This is a genomic window from Solitalea lacus (assembly GCF_022014595.1).
GTDB classification, from domain to species: domain Bacteria; phylum Bacteroidota; class Bacteroidia; order Sphingobacteriales; family Sphingobacteriaceae; genus Solitalea; species Solitalea lacus.
The window spans coordinates 1,947,696-1,965,853 of sequence record NZ_CP091740.1 but is presented as its reverse complement, the minus strand read 5'-3'; the positions used below and the strand labels follow the sequence as shown (position 1 = coordinate 1,965,853).

11 protein-coding genes, 2 tRNA genes and 4 rRNA genes are annotated in these 18,158 nt (G+C 41.4%); 5 read left to right on the top strand and 12 right to left on the bottom strand.

Going from position 1 to position 18,158, the window contains the following annotated elements; all coding sequences use genetic code 11:
- Positions 1-20 precede the first annotated feature (20 nt).
- The 3 genes from L2B55_RS08320 to dinB all read right to left on the bottom strand — a co-directional run bounded on the left by L2B55_RS08320 (position 21) and on the right by dinB (position 5,491).
- On the bottom strand, positions 21-1,304 hold the full coding sequence (locus L2B55_RS08320) for a hemolysin family protein (RefSeq protein ID WP_237850074.1): 1,284 nt from the start codon (positions 1,302-1,304) through the stop codon (positions 21-23).
- Between the two features lie 98 nt (positions 1,305-1,402).
- A complete protein-coding gene (locus L2B55_RS08315) occupies positions 1,403-4,342 on the bottom strand; it encodes a DNA polymerase III subunit alpha (RefSeq protein ID WP_237850073.1) in 2,940 nt (979 codons plus the stop codon).
- A 6-nt stretch (positions 4,343-4,348) separates the two neighbouring features.
- Complete coding sequence (gene dinB / locus L2B55_RS08310; protein WP_237850072.1) at positions 4,349-5,491, bottom strand: DNA polymerase IV; 1,143 nt, start codon at positions 5,489-5,491, stop codon at positions 4,349-4,351.
- A 75-nt stretch (positions 5,492-5,566) separates the two neighbouring features.
- Here dinB and L2B55_RS08305 point away from each other — a divergent pair, with 75 nt between their 5' ends.
- Together L2B55_RS08305 and L2B55_RS08300 are read left to right on the top strand one after the other, a co-directional pair.
- A complete protein-coding gene (locus L2B55_RS08305) occupies positions 5,567-5,842 on the top strand; it encodes a helix-turn-helix domain-containing protein (RefSeq protein ID WP_237850071.1) in 276 nt (91 codons plus the stop codon).
- Position 5,843: 1 nt separating this feature from the next.
- Complete coding sequence (locus tag L2B55_RS08300; RefSeq protein ID WP_237850070.1) at positions 5,844-6,146, top strand: hypothetical protein; 303 nt, start codon at positions 5,844-5,846, stop codon at positions 6,144-6,146.
- 203 nt (positions 6,147-6,349) lie between these two features.
- Here L2B55_RS08300 and L2B55_RS08295 read toward each other — a convergent pair whose 3' ends face one another.
- The 8 genes from L2B55_RS08295 to L2B55_RS08260 form a co-directional block, all read right to left on the bottom strand.
- On the bottom strand, positions 6,350-7,819 hold the full coding sequence (locus L2B55_RS08295; RefSeq protein ID WP_237850069.1) for a TlpA family protein disulfide reductase: 1,470 nt from the start codon (positions 7,817-7,819) through the stop codon (positions 6,350-6,352).
- Positions 7,820-7,982: 163 nt separating this feature from the next.
- A complete protein-coding gene (locus L2B55_RS08290) occupies positions 7,983-8,918 on the bottom strand; it encodes an ISAon1 family transposase (protein ID WP_237850068.1) in 936 nt (311 codons plus the stop codon).
- Between the two features lie 28 nt (positions 8,919-8,946).
- Positions 8,947-9,312, bottom strand: coding sequence for an ISAon1 family transposase N-terminal region protein (locus L2B55_RS08285; protein ID WP_237850067.1), 366 nt, complete (start codon positions 9,310-9,312; stop codon positions 8,947-8,949).
- Positions 9,313-9,443: 131 nt separating this feature from the next.
- Positions 9,444-9,555 (bottom strand): 5S ribosomal RNA (gene rrf / locus L2B55_RS08280).
- Positions 9,556-9,628: 73 nt separating this feature from the next.
- A 23S ribosomal RNA gene (locus L2B55_RS08275) occupies positions 9,629-12,504 on the bottom strand.
- Positions 12,505-12,625: 121 nt separating this feature from the next.
- Positions 12,626-12,702, bottom strand: a tRNA-Ala gene (locus L2B55_RS08270).
- A gap of 13 nt (positions 12,703-12,715) precedes the next feature.
- Positions 12,716-12,790 (bottom strand) — tRNA-Ile (locus L2B55_RS08265).
- Positions 12,791-12,924: 134 nt separating this feature from the next.
- Positions 12,925-14,444, bottom strand: a 16S ribosomal RNA gene (locus L2B55_RS08260).
- Together the 16S, 23S and 5S rRNA genes with 2 tRNA genes alongside form the textbook arrangement of a ribosomal RNA operon.
- Positions 14,445-15,321: 877 nt before the next feature.
- Between L2B55_RS08260 and L2B55_RS08255 the strand changes: the two genes are divergently transcribed.
- The 3 genes from L2B55_RS08255 (at position 15,322) to L2B55_RS08245 (ending at position 17,881) form a co-directional block, all read left to right on the top strand.
- Positions 15,322-15,585: a type II toxin-antitoxin system TacA family antitoxin gene (locus tag L2B55_RS08255; RefSeq protein ID WP_237850066.1), complete on the top strand. Its 264-nt coding sequence runs from the start codon at positions 15,322-15,324 to the stop codon at positions 15,583-15,585.
- 474 nt (positions 15,586-16,059) lie between these two features.
- Positions 16,060-17,067 (top strand): type IV toxin-antitoxin system AbiEi family antitoxin, encoded by a 1,008-nt coding sequence (locus L2B55_RS08250; RefSeq protein ID WP_237850065.1) that lies wholly within the window; start codon positions 16,060-16,062, stop codon positions 17,065-17,067.
- A complete protein-coding gene (locus tag L2B55_RS08245; RefSeq protein WP_237850064.1) occupies positions 17,036-17,881 on the top strand; it encodes a nucleotidyl transferase AbiEii/AbiGii toxin family protein in 846 nt (281 codons plus the stop codon). The genes L2B55_RS08250 and L2B55_RS08245 overlap by 32 nt, the downstream gene beginning before the upstream one ends.
- Positions 17,882-17,993: 112 nt before the next feature.
- On the opposite strand, the gene rrf (L2B55_RS08240) is transcribed toward L2B55_RS08245, so the two are convergent.
- Positions 17,994-18,105 (bottom strand): 5S ribosomal RNA (gene rrf, locus L2B55_RS08240).
- Positions 18,106-18,158: the final 53 nt, after the last annotated feature.

Below are 18,158 nucleotides of genomic sequence, written 5' to 3'. Positions count from 1 at the left end.
TTAATAAAGAACTTTCAACTTTAAGGAATATTCTTGGTTACCAGAATCTTATCAATTCTTCTTCCATCCATATCAATCACCTCCAAGGTTAAATTTTTCCATTCAATTTTAAATCCTGTATCAGGAATACCCTTAACAAAATGCAATATTATACCACTAACAGTATCAGCTCTTGAAACAGCGTCGTCCTTTGTTAGTTCAATATCAAAGTACCTGGCAAACTCTAATAAGGAAACTGAGCCATCGACTAAAAACGAATTATTATCCCTTGGAATAATCTCTTGTTTTTCATGCATTTGGGTAGTAAAGTCAACTACCAGTGCTTCCACCAAATCATTCATCGTTAATATTCCCTGCACAGTACCAAATTCATCAACAATCACAGACATATGATCTTTCATTTTCTGAAACTTTTCAAGCGCCTTATAAGCTGTAGAATTTTCAGAAAGAAACATTGCCGGCTTCAACACACCTTTAATATTAAATATATTTTCTTTGAGCAACGCATTCAGCATTTCTTTTGAATGCAGGATCCCTAAAACATTATCCAATTGTTTATCGCAAACCGGAAACGATTTATAAGGCGAATTAGCAATCAATTCTTTCAATTCAGGGATTGATAGATTAATATCAATCCAAGCCACATCAAACCGCTGGGTCATTAATGACTTTACCTTTCTATCTCCCAAATGAAAAACATTTTCCATTATTCCCTGCTCAATTTCCTGAACTACACCGGTGTCAGTTCCTTCCTGAATAATGGCTTTTATTTCCTCCTCTGTTACCTGCCCTTCTGATGATTGCCTGATTTTAAAAACATTGATAATAAACTCCGTAGTAACTGTTAACAGCCAGATAAAAGGAGCTGCAATAACCGAAATCCAATACATTGGGTAGGCTAAAACTCTCGAAATGGTTTCAGGCATAATCAAACCCAATTGTTTAGGAACCAATTCACCTAATACCAAAGAAAAGAAAGTAAGAATTATCACTATAACGCCTATTGAAAGCATTTTACTATAGGGTTCTAATAGCTGAAATTGACTAAAATAGGCTTGTAAGTCGCCCGTAATTTTTTCACCACTGTAGATACCTGTTAAAATCCCTATAAGGGTAATGCCTATTTGTACCGTCGATAAAAACTTACTGGGATTTTTGGCGAGATCCAAGGCTTTTTGGGCAGTAACATCACCTCTTTGCGCCAGTCGTTCTAATCTGCCTTTTTTAATAGAGACCATCGCAATTTCCGACATTGCGAACATGCCATTTAACAAAATGAGTAAAAAGATGATGAGTATTTCCATTCATAAAACCTACTGGTTTAACTCAAATATAAGAACATAGCATCGGTTTAGCTATCATTTAATAAGTAAACTGCTAATAATATAAACTTTTAAATAGCTTAAAACCTGGGATCTTTTACCGTTTCAAGTTTGGCAAATTTTTCTACTTCTAAACTCGGAAACCCGAACTCTTCAACTACTTTACCTTCTATCAAATAACAACCGCCACCTCTAAAAGGCATCTCAAGCGCTGCTGCCGGAAAATGTGTGGTATCAAAAAAGTCAGCATAGGCATCAAAGAAAGTCCCGAAATACATCATCTCATTTTTTACCGTTTTTACAGGCTTATAGGTTACGAAATTCCCCACCATTCGTACTGTCTGTCCAACATAATTCATTAAATCTTTGGTAAAGACATTTCCTCGATACCTCGTTTTCAGCAATTCAAAATGATTCATACTCACCGGAAAGCCCAACAGTTCTATTTCGTCAAATGCATCTTCCAAAGCTGAATGCTCCAACTCAGGCAGTCTATATTTCTTAGTAGGCTGAATAAATAATCGATTATCCTCTCGCCTGGCTTTTTTATGCCCCAAGTAATTATATACCTCCCATAATAATTCCTTTTTACCTTTACCGGTAAACCTGAAAGCATTTAAACGGATAAGCAATAGTACTTGATCCAAGGTAATTTCAGTACGATGAACAAATTCTTCCAAATCGGCATAAGGCCCGTTTCGATGACGCTCTTCCACAATTGCATTTGCAAAATGCCCTTCAAGATTAGCTATATGAATAAAACCCAGGTAAACATCTGATCCTTTAATACAAGTATAAACCTCACTTTCATTCACACAAGGATTCTGAATTTCACAACCAGCTTTTCGGGCCTCATGAACATAGACCCACGTACGGTAAAAACCACCAAAATTATTAATGACAGCGACCATAAACTCTTTTGGGAAATAGGCCTTCAAGTACAAACTCTGGAAGCTTTCCACTGCAAACGAAGCGGAATGTGCTTTAGAGAAACTATAGCCTGCAAAGGACTCCACCTGGCGCCATACCTCTCGGGTTGTTGCCTCAGGCCTGCCCAAAGCATTGCTTCCTTCAAAAAATCGTTCTACAATCCGGTCAAACTCTTTACTCGACCGATATTTACCGCTCATTGCCCTACGTAATACATCGGCATCAGCTAAATCCAAACCGGCATAATGATGGCAAACCTTTAGCACATCCTCTTGATAAACCATCACTCCAAAAGTTTCCTGCAGCTGTTCCTTCATTACCGGATGCAGGTATTCTATCTTTTCAGGTTCATGATAGCGTTGTATATACTGGCGCATCATCCCTGATTTTGCCACTCCAGGCCGGATAATAGAGCTGGCAGCTACCAAAGTTAGGTAATCATCACAGGTAAGTTTTTTCAGCAAACCGCGCATCGCCGGACTTTCAACATAAAAACACCCAATAGAGTCCCCCTGTTTAAGTTGTTGCCGTACCGCGATATCTTCTTTAATTACAGCTACATTATGGATATCTATTGCAACACGGCAATTCTCCCTAATGATATCAACGGCTTCTTTTATATGTCCAATGCCTCGCTGACTCAAAATATCAAACTTCTCAAATCCGATGCTTTCAGCAGCATACATATCCCATTGCACTGTTGGAAGGCCTTTAGGCGGTAAATCAAGTGCAGTGTAATAAGTTAAGGGTTTGTCTGAAATCAATACACCCCCGGCATGAATAGACCGCTGATTCGGCATATTATGCATTGAATCCCGTAGCCGGATAATCCTACGGGTAATATCATTTCTATTCCATACTTTGTGTGGAAAATCGACTAGTTCATCAATTTCTTCTTTGGGTAAACCATAAACTTTCCCCAACTCACGGATAATTGAACTTCCCTGAAAGGTACTCATGGTGCCCAATAACGCTGTATGATCTTTCCCGTATTTATTAAAAATGTATTGATGGACAGCATCGCGCTGATCCCAGGAATAATCAATATCAAAATCAGGCGGTACTGAGCGTTTGGGGTTCAGAAAACGTTCAAAGTATAAATCGAGTTCAATCGGATCTACATCTGTAATTTTAAGACAATAGGCCACTACACTGTTAGCGCCGGATCCTCTTCCCACATGGTAAAAGCCCTTTTGCATTGTATAGCGTACAATGTCATGCGTAATTAAGAAGTAAGAAGCGAAGCCCAGGTTATTAATAATTTCCAGTTCTTGCTCAACACGTTTTTGAGCCACAAAATTATGAGCCCCGTACCTATACATTAACCCTTCATAGGTCAGGTTTCTCAGTAAATCCTTATCCTCATAAAAACTGTTAGTAAACCGCTTTTTATTCTTCGATTCTTTAAAATTAAATTCTACCTGACATCCATCGAGAAGTTTGCGGGTATTTTCTATAATAAAAGGATAGTTTTCAAACCGATTTAACAGCTGACTTTGCGGTAATATAAACTCATCTTCTGCAGCAACATCGCCAGCCTGCAACTTGCTAAAAAGTATATTGAAATCAATTGCACGCAAATGGGCATGCAAAAAACGGCCATGCTTATCTTCAAATGTAACAGGATGCAGAATGACCAGCCGTTCACACAAATCATTCAGAGGTTTACCAAATAATTTATTCAACTCAGTGGCTCGTATCCCGATAAATTCATTCTCTCTAAGCTTATCTGCTTTTGATGTGGCAAACGGGTAAATTATATAAGCATTCGCAAAGTCATCCGGCTGATCAGGCAACTCTGTTTTTGAAAGATTAAAGCGGGTAAGAAACTCATTCAACTCTCTGAACCCTTCATTATTTTTAGCTATGCCAATATATAGCAACTGACCATCGCGTCTGAATTCAATTCCTATCAATGGTTTTATGCCAGCTTCCACACACTCTTTTACAAATTGCCAGCTTCCGGTTGAATTATTTATGTCCGTTAAGGTCAAACACTCAACACTATTTTCCCGGGCTAATTCAATCAAACGTTCCAAGCTCAAAACACCGTACCGCAAGCTAAACCAACTATGACAATTTAAATACATGACTTATTATTGAAGTATCCCTGCTATAGTAATGGCCTTTTCACCAAAACGCTTACGTATTTTATCCATTGCCTGAAAAAGATTGTATTGTTCAACAGACTCGCTAAACAGATTAATTTGCTCAAATCCCGTTACCAAATGAGAAAACCGAACACCAATCAAACGTACCAGCATTCGCCTCGAATACAGTTTATTAAAAAGTTCGCGGGTAATATCTATTAATGGTTTATCAAGTGCTGTATAAGATATCCTGGCTTGCTTGGTTTCTGTATCAAAATTTGAATACCGCAATTTTACCGTAACACATGAAGTCAGTCGTTTTTCTTTTCGAAGCTCAAATGCAAGCTCCATTACCATAGCTTGTAAGAGCTGATTCAGGTATTCTACATTGATTGTGTCTTTGTCGAAGGTGGTTTCAGTGCTTATAGATTTTCGCTCCGTATAAGGAATGACCGGCGATTCATCAATACCGTTTGCCTTTTGCCATATAGTAATACCATTTTCACCCAATACTTGGTACAACTGTTCGGGTGCAATATGAGCCAGCGTATGTATTTTGTCAATGCCCATACTCCTCAATAACTGATAAGTTTTCCCTCCTACTCCAGGTAGCTTTATAATTGAAAGCGGATTTAAGAATGATTTTACTAAAGGTGATTCAACAAACTTTTCACCATTTGGCTTGGCCTCACCTGTAGCAACTTTGGCAACCGTTTTATTTACCGATAATCCGAAAGAAATTGGCAACCCTGTTTCTTTAATAATTCGTTGTCTAAGCTCATGCGTCCATTGCTGACAGCCAAAAAATCTATCCATACCGGTAATATCCAGGTAGTGCTCATCAATAGAGGCTTTTTCGACCACAGGTGCGCTCTCTTTGATAATCTGTGTCACTTCGGCTGATTTTCGAGAGTATTCTTCCATATCTCCTTTTACAACAATTGCATCCGGGCAGAGCATCTTAGCCATACGCATCGGCATTGCTGATCTAACGCCGAATCTCCTTGCTTCATAGCTGCACGAAGCCACTACCCCTCGGTCAGACATGCCGCCTATTAACACCGGTTTATCTATCAGCTTACTGTTTCTAAGTACTTCAACTGATACGAAAAAAGAATCGAGATCTAAATGCACTATGTTCCTAATCATTATTCAACTATTGCTTTTGATAATTTTTTTATCAAACTTTACTAAATAATTTAGTAAATAAATTTAAATAATCAAATGATTTTTTTGAGTTCAAATATTAAGTGGTTAAGGAAAAGGGCTAAAAAAAGTCAGGGAATATTGGCAGAACAATTGCATATCACCAGAGAAATGCTGAACAGCTATGAGCATGGCTTAGCCAATCCTTCACTACAAGTGTTGGTTAACATGGCCGATTATTTCGGGCTCAGCACTGATTCACTATTGCGAATAAACCTAACCACGTATCACGAATTACAATTCAGAGCGTTGTTAGAAAAGGAACAATTGAAAGGCCATCTAGAACCAAAATAGTATGAAAACAAACCTTGCTACAAATAATATCATTGAATTTTCGCCAGAAATTCTGATGAAATTTAGACAAGAAGGCTATAAAAGCATTCATCTGCAACACCTAAACAATGCAGATGAAGCAGTTTTTCTAGTTCAGGCATCTTATGAAGAAGCTGAGTCAAAACTGACCATTATTCATAACAGTTGGTTCAGTAAACAACACAAAACCTATTCAATAAACAGTATAGAGTTAGAACAAATAGCTGAAGGTACTGAAGGAATTTCTTACCAGGTTCTCAAAAAAAATTGGGGAACAGCTTGTTAACTGCAAAGCTGAAACGCTTTATCCAACAGCAATCATCTTAATTTTGCTTTATAGAGTAAGTATTGAACACCCAGCTTTTACTTACAAGTAGAAGCAACGGTGCTTTGGATGCAGTGCTTGAAAGAATATCTCCAAACAAGAAAAGGGAACCTTAGGGTTCCCTTCGTATAAAAATCGGCACAAGACTTATTCTCCCACCTGTTTTAATTAGCCAAAACCTCATCCAAGGCTTTTTGCAATTCTTCTTTTTGATATGGTCGTGGAGCGTTGTTGTTTACAATTTTTCCATCCTTATCAATTAATACATAATGAGGTATTCCTGTAATTCCATAATCTCTACAAACAGGATGTCTCGTCCAACCTTCAGCAAGTAAGTTTACTCCATGTAAATTAAGCTTATCTAGGTTCGACTTCCATATAGTTTCATCAACATCAACACAAATGTTCAGGAATACGATGTCCTTATTCTTGTTGTTTTCATGCAAAGCTGGAACGTGATTTTTTATATCAGATACACATGGTGGACATCCCACACCCCAAAAATCGATGTAAACCGCCTTTCCTTTAAAATCTGAAAGAGATACCGTTTGACCTTTTTCATTTTTAAGTGTAAACACAGGAGCTGAATTGCCAGGCTTTAGCTTGCTAACCTTTGCATAGAAAGCATTGAGTGTATCAATGTATTCCTTAGTTTTTGCACGAGGTAAAAAATCTTTATAAACTGCCTCGACTTCGTTAAACGAATAATAATAAAAGCCCAACATAATACATTTAGTTACGTACCAGTCGCGTATTTCATAAAGGGAAATATTTGCTAAGCCGAAGTAGTAATCCTTCCAACAAGGTGAAAATGGTGCTTTGTTTGGGGCTTCCTCTGAAATACCTCCATCAGGAATTTCGATATCAAATGGTCTAAAAAATCGGATATAATTGAATATGAAGTTTCTGTATTCATTAGATTGATTAAAATACCATTCTGACAGTATTTTATAAGGTTCCTTGTTATAAAGAACAGCAACTTTATTGCTGATCTCTGTAGGCGTGGTTATTTTCAAATAATAATGCGGTAAAAGTCTTTCACTTTGCAATACAGATGTGTATCTGAAATAAATATCACAAGCAATTTTTTCTGATGTTCCTTTTATAATTCCATCTTTTAGCAAAAAATTAATCTCTTTATTGTAAAGTGTGTTAATTTTTGAAAATTTAACAGAGTCGGAAGATTTGATTTCGTATAGCTCCTTGTTCAGTTTAAGAAAATCCTTCCAGAATTCCTGATGCAAACCCATTAAAAGCTGAATTTCCCGGTTGCGGATATTGTTTTTACTTTTTATTTCAAAACTGTTTGTGAAATCGTTAGCATCCCAATTAATTTCTAAAGAGTCATTGGGTTTTAAATATTGAATATAGGCTTCGTTATTTAAGTAGAGGTACACATCTTGGTACTCGTCTGTAAGTTTAATTTTAGTTTCAAAGCAGCCTTTTTTGTCAATCGGTATAGTCTGAATAGAATTATTAAAGTAACCGATCAAGCAAATGCTCCATTCCTGCTCTTTATTGTTTTTTACTTTTCCTTTTAGTACCGCAAATTTTTCTTGTGGATTGATTTCATTGGCTTGTCCCAAAAGGTTAATAGAGAAAAATATCCCTATAATTAATAAATAGTGCTTCATGCAAATAAATTAATTCGTTAAAATAAAATTACATAACTAAAACGATCAATCTAAAAGTATAGTATTACAAAAGCAGCAAGTTCCGACTTACGGCGAGGTACAACGATCGATTAAAAAGACTAATTGACTTTGGATCAAGCGGAAAATCTGTGGGATAATTTTTTCAGGCATAGATATTCGATAATCTAAAGAGGAAGAAGCTAATATTTCTAACGCCTCTAAAGGCAGAGCGGAAGGCTTTGATCTTGGCATTAAAAGACTCGGCCGAAGCATTGGTACTGCGGTTGTCGAAGTAATTCAGAATGGTCAGGTAGTGATATTGTATGGACCGGGCTACCGTATTGAAGGACTTAAATCCGGCTTTCTCCACTTTATCGTACCATTGGGCAAGCCTTGTAAAGCCCAGTCCTTTGTCTTTAGTGGAATGGAACACCCTTCCAAGATGCATGGCCAGTTCATAGGCTCTTTCTAAATCGGGATATCTTTCGAATAAGAGCTCCGCTCGTCTTCTTTGGGTGGGCGTCCATTTGCTTTCTGCTTTGAACAAGAGATACCGGCTTCTGGCCAGCAACTGTTTCATCGTATCGCCGTTGTCAAGCACTTCTGGGCGGTACTTCATTCCAGTTTCCTTTCCCAGCTCGATCTCCTTGTTCTCCTGTTCAAGGGCTTGCCATCGATAGTGAATCCGCATTTCCTGAACCGCCTCATAAGCCAGTTTTTGGACATGAAACCGGTCGGTGACCAAACTTGCTTTCGGAAAGGAATACTTGGCAATTCTTTCCATGGTTGGAGCCATGTCCAGGGTCACCTCTTTTACGTTGTTTCTTTTTCGAGGCGAGATGCGTTCCAGCACCTTCCTGACATCCTCACTATTGGTGCCTTTTACCAGGGCAATTAAAGCTCCTTTTTTTCCCTTGGCGGCCTTGTTGGTAATGACCGTGTACAGTTCTCCCTGGGACAGAGCCGTTTCATCGATGCTGATGCATTCTCCCAGGTTTTCTTCGAACAGCATCCATTCTTCGGCGTGTTCCCGCTGATCCCAGATCAAATAATCGCTTAAGAAATGAACATATTGTTCCTCTAATAGCTTTCCATCCACGTTATAGTAGTCTCCGACACTTTTACAGCTAACGGGCTTGGTGTCGAGCAATAGCTTTTAAAAAAGCCGCGAATTCCTTGGTCATTCGCGTTCCTTTGGCTACATGTTCCCAATTTCTGAACACGATCTCTCCCGTACTTTCATTGATCCATCTTCGCCGCTTGATTAACAAATAAACCGCTTTGCCACGGATGGGAAAATCCTGAACCTGAATTTCATCAAAAAAACCTTTGGAAGTTAACCGTTCATGACGGTATTCCTCTGGCTTTTCATTCTTTTCCTGTAAATGAATATGAATTGTTTGCTCCGAGTGAGCAACCTTGGAAATGCTAAAATAATCTAAGATCCCTGTTGGAAGTATTAAATGGACTAAACGTAAATCTTCACCCTGCATAAGCTGCAAAGAAAATAGTTTTTATGCTATCCCCCAACTTTTCCGCTTGATCCTTGACTTTATTGGTCCTGAATAGACCTCAGGTGTATAAACAAGCAAAGGGAACCCTATGGGGGTTCCCTTCGTATAAAAATCGGCACCGACCTACTCTCCCACCTGTTACGGCAGTACCATCGGCTCTGGCGGGCTTAACTGCTCTGTTCGGAATGGGAAGAGGTGGACACCGCCGATATAGGCACCTGAATATCTTTTCAGTTCTGTTTCGACATATTGTTGAAAGAAGTTACTGCTGTTTTTTGGTAAACGAGGCTTTCTTTTCAGAAAGTTTCGGAGAATTAGTACTACTCGACTGTGATGTTACCACCTTTACATCTGTAGCCTATCAACGTGGTCATCTTCCACGATCCTGTATGGATATCTCATCTTGTGGTGAGTTTCGCACTTAGATGCTTTCAGCGCTTATCTCGACCGAACGTAGCTACTCAGCAGTACAGCTGGCGCCATAACTGATTCACTAGCGGTTCGTCCAACCCGGTCCTCTCGTACTAAGGTCAGGTCCACTCAAATATCCTACGCCCACAACAGATAGGGACCGAACTGTCTCGCGACGTTCTGAACCCAGCTCGCGTGCCACTTTAATCGGCGAACAGCCGAACCCTTGGGACCTTCTCCAGCCCCAGGATGTGACGAGCCGACATCGAGGTGCCAAACCTCCCCGTCGATATGAGCTCTTGGGGGAGATCAGCCTGTTATCCCCAGCGTACCTTTTATCCTTTGAGCGATGGCCCTTCCATGCAGAACCACCGGATCACTATATCCTACTTTCGTACCTGATCGGCTTGTCGGCCTCACAGTCAAGCATGCTTTTGCTATTGCACTCCACGTACGGTTACCAAGCGTACTGAGCATACCTTTGAAAGCCTCCGTTACTCTTTTGGAGGCGACCACCCCAGTCAAACTACCCACCACACAATGTCCCCCACGTCCGCGGGGTTAGACACCGAATACAGAAAGGGTGGTATTTCAACGTTGACTCCACGAATCCTAGCGAACCCGCTTCATAGTCTCCCACCTATCCTACACATCCTGTACCCAATGTCAATGTGAAGTTGTAGTGAAGGTGCATGGGGTCTTTCCGTCCCGTTGCGGGTAACCGGCGTCTTCACCGATACCACAATTTCACCGAGCTCATGGCTGAGACAGCGTCCAGATCGTTACACCATTCGTGCAGGTCGGAACTTACCCGACAAGGAATTTCGCTACCTTAGGACCGTTATAGTTACGGCCGCCGTTTACTGGGGCTTCGATTCAATGCTTCGCCCTTTCGGACTAACATCCCCTCTTAACCTTCCAGCACCGGGCAGGTGTCAGGCCTTATACCTCATCTTTCGATTTTGCAAAGCCATGTGTTTTTGTTAAACAGTCGCCTGGACCTTTTCACTGCGGCCCCCGTTAAGGGGCGCCCCTTCTCCCGAAGTTACAGGGCCATTTTGCCGAGTTCCTTAGCCATGATTCACTCGAGCACCTTAGGATTCTCTCCTCGACTACCTGTGTCGGTTTGCGGTACGGGTATCTATAACCTGAAGTTTAGAGGATTTTCTCGGCAGCCTTTAGGATCACTATCCGCGCCCCCGTAGGTTTGCGGTACTTTCAGCTTTCTCCATCACTCACGGATTTGCCTATGAATGATATAGGTACGGCCTTTAACGAACTATTCCGTCAGTTCGCGGATCTTTCACCACTGCGTCTCCCCGTCACAATTATAGATAGTATGGGAATATTAACCCATTGTCCATCGGCTTCGCCCTTCGGCTACACCTTAGGCCCCGACTAACCCTAATCCGATTAGCGTTGATCAGGAAACCTTAGTCTTTCGGTGTGCAGGTTTCTCGCCTGCATTATCGTTACTTATGCCTACATTTGCTTTTCTAACCGCTCCAGCATTTCTGACGAAATACCTTCACCGCTGTTAGAATGCTCTCCTACCATAATACAGAGTATTATCCATAGCTTCGGTAATATACTTGATGCCCGATTATTATCCATGCCCGATCGCTCGACTAGTGAGCTGTTACGCACTCTTTAAATGAATGGCTGCTTCCAAGCCAACATCCTAGCTGTCTATGCAATCGGACCCCGTTAGTTCAACTTAGTATATATTTGGGGACCTTAGCTGATGGTCTGGGTTCTTTCCCTCTCGGCCTTGGACCTTAGCACCCAAAGCCTCACTCCAGCGTATATGTGTCTAGCATTCGGAGTTTATCTGGATTTGGTAGGATTTGACTCCCCCGCATCCAATTAGTAGCTCTACCTCTAGCACACTCAACCGCCAGGCTGTTCCTAAAAACATTTCGGAGAGTACGAGCTATTTCCCAGTTTGATTAGCCTTTCACCCCTACCCTCAAGTCATCCGAATACTTTTCAACGTAAACCGGTTCGGACCTCCATTACATGTTACTGCAACTTCATCCTGCTCAAGGGTAGATCACAAGGTTTCGCGTCTACTCCCACTGACTATGCGCCCTATTCAGACTCGCTTTCGCTTCGGCTCCGGATCTGAAATCCTTAACCTTGCCAGTGAGAAGTAACTCGTAGGCTCATTATGCAAAAGGCACGCCGTCACAGCTTACGCTGCTCCGACCGCTTGTAAGCGCACGGTTTCAGGTTCTATTGCACTCCCCTGTTCGGGGTTCTTTTCACCTTTCCTTCACAGTACTTGTTCACTATCGGTCTCTCAGTAGTATTTAGCCTTACCAGATGGTGCTGGCAGATTCCCACAAGGCGTCTCCGACCTCGCGGTACTCAGGATACAGTTAGGTATAACAATCTTACCAATACACGGCTGTCACGTTCTATGGCTGCTCTTCCCAAAGCATTCTTGTTCTTTTGTTAAGTCCACGGCACTGTCCTACAACCCCCATATTGCCGTAACAATATAGGTTTGGGCTCTTTCGCGTTCGCTCGCCACTACTTACGAAATCACTATTGTTTTCTCTTCCTCTGCTTACTTAGATGTTTCAGTTCGGCAGGTTAGCGTATTTTACAATCAGTCTTCAACTGATTAGGTTTCCCCATTCGGAAATCATCGGATCAATTCGTATTTGCCAATCCCCGATGCTTATCGCAGCTTATCACGTCCTTCATCGCCTCTGAGAGCCAAGGCATCCCCCGTGCGCCCTTAGTAACTTTCTTTTATTACTAAGACTTGCGTCTTAATGCTTACATTATAGAAATTAATCTATCTGTTGCTCGTTTACCTTTTCAGGTAACTTCTTTCAATATGTCAAAGAACTTCGTGAACCCTTTGGTTCATTGGTGGAGAATAACGGATTCGAACCGTTGACCCCCTGCGTGCAAGGCAGGTGCTCTAGCCAGCTGAGCTAATTCCCCAAGCTTTTTTAAGTAGTCCCGAGCAGACTTGAACTGCTGACCCCTACATTATCAGTGTAGTGCTCTAACCAAACTGAGCTACGGGACTTTGGATTGTTCCTGTAGGCAGTAGGCTTGTTCATTCATCTACCCTTCCTACCGGTACTTGGGTTTTCTCTTGGTGAAGTCTTGAAATGAGATTGTATAGCGCAGCAGCTAGTGATAACTGCTATCCTTCTCTAGAAAGGAGGTATTCCAGCCGCACCTTCCGGTACGGCTACCTTGTTACGACTTAGCCCTAATTACCAGTTTTGCCCTAAACCGCTCCTTGCGGCTACAGTCTTTAGGCACCCCCAGCTTTCATGGCTTGACGGGCGGTGTGTACAAGGCCCGGGAACGTATTCACCGCGTCATTGCTGATACGCGATTACTAGCGAATCCAACTTCATGAGGTCGAGTTGCAGACCTCAATCCGAACTGTGAATGGCTTTTTGAGATTGGCTTCATATTGCTATGTCGCAGCCCTCTGTACCATCCATTGTAGCACGTGTGTAGCCCCGGACGTAAGGGCCATGATGACTTGACGTCGTCCCCTCCTTCCTCTCTACTTGCGTAGGCAGTCTGTTTAGAGTCCCCATCTTAATGCTGGCAACTAAACATAGGGGTTGCGCTCGTTGCGGGACTTAACCCAACACCTCACGGCACGAGCTGACGACAGCCATGCAGCACCTAGTTTCGTGTGATTGCTCACTAATCTATTTCTAGATTATTCACTAACTTTCAAGCCCGGGTAAGGTTCCTCGCGTATCATCGAATTAAACCACATGCTCCTCCGCTTGTGCGGGCCCCCGTCAATTCCTTTGAGTTTCAATCTTGCGACCGTACTCCCCAGGTGGATTACTTAACGCTTTCGCTTAGCCGCCGACTGTATATCGCCGACAGCGAGTAATCATCGTTTAGGGCGTGGACTACCAGGGTATCTAATCCTGTTTGATCCCCACGCTTTCGTGCCTCAGCGTCAGTTACACTTTAGTGAGCTGCCTTCGCAATCGGTGTTCTGTGACATATCTATGCATTTCACCGCTACTTGTCACATTCCGCCCACTTCATCTGTACTCAAGCGAACCAGTATCAAAGGCAGTTCTACAGTTGAGCTGCAGGCTTTCACCTCTGACTTAATTCGCCGCCTACGCACCCTTTAAACCCAATAAATCCGGATAACGCTTGGATCCTCCGTATTACCGCGGCTGCTGGCACGGAGTTAGCCGATCCTTATTCTTCGGGTACCTTCAACTCATTACACGTAATGAGGTTTATTCCCCGACAAAAGCAGTTTACAACCCGTAGGGCCGTCATCCTGCACGCGGCATGGCTGGTTCAGACTTGCGTCCATTGACCAATATTCCTTACTGCTGCCTCCCGTAGGAGTCTGGTCCGTGTCTCAGTACCAGTGTGGGGGACCATCCTCTCAGATCCCCTATGCATCGTAGCCTTGGTAAGCCGTTACCTTACCAACTAGCTAATGCAACGCATGCCCATCTCTAATCACCTTAGTTTTAACAGTTAAATGATGCCATTCTGCTGTTTTATGCGGTATTAATCTCCCTTTCGGAAGGCTATCCCCCAATTAGAGGTAGGTTGCATACGTGTTACGCACCCGTGCGCCACTTTCATGAAGAGCAAGCTCCTCAATCTCGTTCGACTTGCATGTATTAGGCCTGCCGCTAGCGTTCATCCTGAGCCAGGATCAAACTCTCCGTTGTATACTTTAAGTTTGTTCCTTGTATCTTGCGATACAGGTGGTTCCGAAGAACCATTGTCTCTTGGATTGACAGTTATTGTATGCTAGCTTCTTGTATTGCTACAAGTTGCTGCGCTATTCTCATCTCTTCAAAGAACGTTCGGTTAACCGTTGTTAACCTGTGGCGGATAGTACCGGAGTCGAACCGATTCGTCTTGCGACTTCCCTGTATCCTTCGTCGTTTTTTCTTTCTTCTTTTTCGCTGCCGACCTTCCGTCTCAGCGGGGCTGCAAAGGTAAGCATCTTTTTGACTTCTGCAAGAACTTTTTTTTAATTTTTTTTCTCGCTTTTTCGCTTTCGATTCCTTTTCAGGCCAGTTTTTCAATTTCTTCCGCTGTTGACTGATTCAGCAGCGTCCCCGTCGTTTGGGGAGTGCAAAGGTGAAACTTTTTTTCTCTTCTGCCAAATTTATTTTAAAATAATTTTGGCCGCTTTTTTTTACGTTTCCAGGTAGCCTTCCGCTCGCTCCGTTTCCTTCCTCACCTGTCCTTTCGTCCCTCAAGTCCTGCCGCCCTCCTTCCGATTGCGGAGCGCAAAAGTACGACTCTTTTCCGTTCCTCCAAATCCTTGCTCCCCCTTTTTCCGCTACCACTCCCTAACCCCCTGGTGCACTGTAGGAAAAATTTGAAAGTATTCGGATAATGTTGGTTATTTCTTCTTCTCCTACTCCTATTAAGCTATTAACAGACTCTGTGCTTTGCTTCTTTTAATATAAAAGCGGTTGAATGTTTTGTTCATAAGCCGGTGATCACAAAACTAAAACCCATGTACAGAAATTTAACGTACGATTTGAAAATTTGTACATTATTTACGTACATATGTGTAAAAAAAAGAAAGTTATGAGTACAGCGATTAAAGAAAATGCGAGATTTGATGTACGTCTTCCCAAAGAACAAAAAGAATTCTTTGAAAAAGCTGCATATTTAGGTGGTTTTAGAAATTTAACAGACTTCATTATTCTAACCATACAAGAAAAAGCAAAAGAAATAATCAAAGAAAAAGAACAAATAATTGCCTCTGAAAAAGACAGCGAAATCTTTTTTAATGAAATTACTAATTCTAAGAAGCCTTCAAAAACATTGAAAAAGGCCTTAGAAGATTAGACAAAGATAGGTTGCAATCAATCGTAGGACTTTGTTTAAAAGGCTGGATTTGCTTTAATTAAAAGATTATAAATAATATGTTTATGACCTCTCCAGACATGTTTATATGGAGGTAAACGGAATAGTATTTTCTTATTGGAAGGTATATTGGGAGTTACTCTCCAAGTAAAAGTAATGGTATCCATAGGGGAAAAATATATGTTACTTATGCAGCATCACTTATAATTTTGAAAGTTCGTTGTTAATTACTTGCAGTTCATCGGTAGTAAGGCTAATGTTTGTAGCCTGTGCATTCGCAATAGCCTATTCTACATTGGGGCTTTTCCTTACAACCCCGACGACCACTTAGTTCAGCACTTTAATCAACTTAATGCTCCCGGAAAATACTTTAATGGAAAAGATCTGTTGCAGATGTTGTTTTTGTTCGCTAAATTCGATTGTTCGCGTTTATCGAACATGGACAAAAAACGAACAATGAAGCAAGGATTAATCAATGAAGTGTTAGCTCAACTGGCTACAATATTGCCCAAAAACACGGTTTGGAAAGTACTTGAACCCACTAACCAATGGTTAGATGGACAGGTAGAACTCACTATGCAGGGGCAAAAACTTACATTTCCTGTAGAATATAAAACAGAAGTTAGGAATCAACATCTTCCAAAATTGCTAAATCAAAAGGAGCAATGTGAGAATTTATTGCTGGTAGCCGGCTATATTTATCCTAAAATACGGGAAGAATTACGTACGGTTGGAATCAATTATATAGAGACGTCAGGCAATGTTTACCTAAATCAGCCACCGTTCTACATCTTTATTGATGGCCATAAAAAAGAGGCCCCAAAGCAAGAACTTAAAACCAGAGTTTTTACCAAAACAGGATTAAAGGTGGTGTTTGCCTTATTGCTAAACCCTGAGCTTCTTAACGCACCGTATAGGATTATTGCCGATGAAGCCGGTGTGGCCTTAGATACCGTCCATAATGTCATCAACGGTTTAAAAGAATTGCGTTTTATCAAACCAATTGCTGATAAACAATACTTATTCGAAAACCAAAAGGAACTCTTTAACCGATGGATGCACGAATATGATGCAAAACTAAAGCCCGATTTGCATTTGGGTAATTTTCGTTTTGCTAAACCCGATGATTTTTATACCTGGAAAAACACACCAATTAACGCACCGGCAACCCAATGGGGGGCTGAGCCCGCGGCTGATTTATTGACTAATTACTTGAGGCCTGCAATACTTACACTTTATACAGATGAGCCTAAAATAGAAGTAATGAAACAGCTGAAACTATTGCCCGACAAAAATGGAAATGTTCAGCTTTACCAGAAATTTTGGCAAACAAATAAAGATGATCATCAGCCTCATGTACCCGATCTTTTAGTATATGCTGATTTAGTAAACCACGGCGATCCACGAAACTTTGAAGTAGCACAAAAAATTGATGAGCAGTACCTACAAAATAGATTTAAATAAAATCCGTCAGGAAAACATGAAAGAGGTCTTTGTCTTGCTCGAAAAATCCCTTTCAGAGCTAAAAATTGACTTTTATTTAATTGGTGCCATTGCGCGGGACGTATGGATTTCAGGAGTCCATAAAATGACGGCTAACCGTACAACCCGCGATCTGGATTTGGCCGTATTAGTGAGTGCAGAAGAAGAGTACAAGCAACTGAAAGAATACCTGGTTAATACCGGGCGTTTTGTCCCTTCGCGCGAAAATCAATACGTGCTGATTTTTGAGGAAGGTATAGAGGTTGACCTGCTTCCTTTTGGTGGTTTGGAGATTGAAGGACTAAAATTACCTAACAGCCTGGCATTAACCACTAACATTACAGGGTTTACGGAGGTTTTTACCGAAGCCACCCAGTTAATGGAAATTGAAGGGCTGCCATTTAAAGTATGTACTCTGCCGGGTATAGTGGTGTTAAAGCTCATAGCTTATGACGATCGTCCCGAAATGCGGCGCAAGGATTTAGTTGATATAGGTGATATCTTATTGAAATACGACAGCATAGCTGGCGATGAGTTATACAGCGAAAAACATTATGACCTTCTTGAACTTGAAAACACGCTGGTTATATCTGCTCGTTTAATGGGAAGGCAATTGAAACCCATCCTGGAAAAATCAGAGCCATTAAAGGAGCGAATTGTAAGCATATTAATCAACAATCGTTTAACTCCGCATGATTGCCACATTAACCAGGCTAATTACCGCAATGTGACCGACGAAGAAAGTACAATCGATTTATTAAAAGAACTCTTAACCGGACTAACCCATGACCACTAAATAAGCCGAAAAACTGAAACAGATAAAACAAATAGCTGAAGGTATAATGGGCAGCCAGAAACGGCTGTAAACAAACAAAGCCCCTTGGGGATTCCCAAGAGGCTCGTATAAAAATCGGCACCGACCTACTCTCCCACCTGTTACGGCAGTACCATCGGCTCTGACGGGCTTAACTGCTCTGTTCGGAATGGGAAGAGGTGGACACCGCCGATATAGGCACCTGAATATCTTTTCAGTTCTGTTTCGACATATTGTTGAAAGAAGTTACTGCTGTTTT

What these genes read in the sequence shown, in the direction of transcription:
- L2B55_RS08320 (WP_237850074.1), bottom strand. Translation starts at nt 1,304, where the DNA reads ATGGAAATACTCATCATCTTTTTACTCATTTTGTTAAATGGCATGTTC.
- L2B55_RS08315 (WP_237850073.1), bottom strand. Translation starts at nt 4,342, where the DNA reads ATGTATTTAAATTGTCATAGTTGGTTTAGCTTGCGGTACGGTGTTTTG.
- dinB (WP_237850072.1), bottom strand. Translation starts at nt 5,491, where the DNA reads ATGATTAGGAACATAGTGCATTTAGATCTCGATTCTTTTTTCGTATCA.
- L2B55_RS08305 (WP_237850071.1), top strand. Translation starts at nt 5,567, where the DNA reads ATGATTTTTTTGAGTTCAAATATTAAGTGGTTAAGGAAAAGGGCTAAA.
- L2B55_RS08300 (WP_237850070.1), top strand. Translation starts at nt 5,844, where the DNA reads ATGAAAACAAACCTTGCTACAAATAATATCATTGAATTTTCGCCAGAA.
- L2B55_RS08295 (WP_237850069.1), bottom strand. Translation starts at nt 7,819, where the DNA reads ATGAAGCACTATTTATTAATTATAGGGATATTTTTCTCTATTAACCTT.
- L2B55_RS08285 (WP_237850067.1), bottom strand. Translation starts at nt 9,312, where the DNA reads ATGCAGGGTGAAGATTTACGTTTAGTCCATTTAATACTTCCAACAGGG.
- L2B55_RS08255 (WP_237850066.1), top strand. Translation starts at nt 15,322, where the DNA reads ATGAGTACAGCGATTAAAGAAAATGCGAGATTTGATGTACGTCTTCCC.
- L2B55_RS08250 (WP_237850065.1), top strand. Translation starts at nt 16,060, where the DNA reads ATGAAGCAAGGATTAATCAATGAAGTGTTAGCTCAACTGGCTACAATA.
- L2B55_RS08245 (WP_237850064.1), top strand. Translation starts at nt 17,036, where the DNA reads ATGAGCAGTACCTACAAAATAGATTTAAATAAAATCCGTCAGGAAAAC.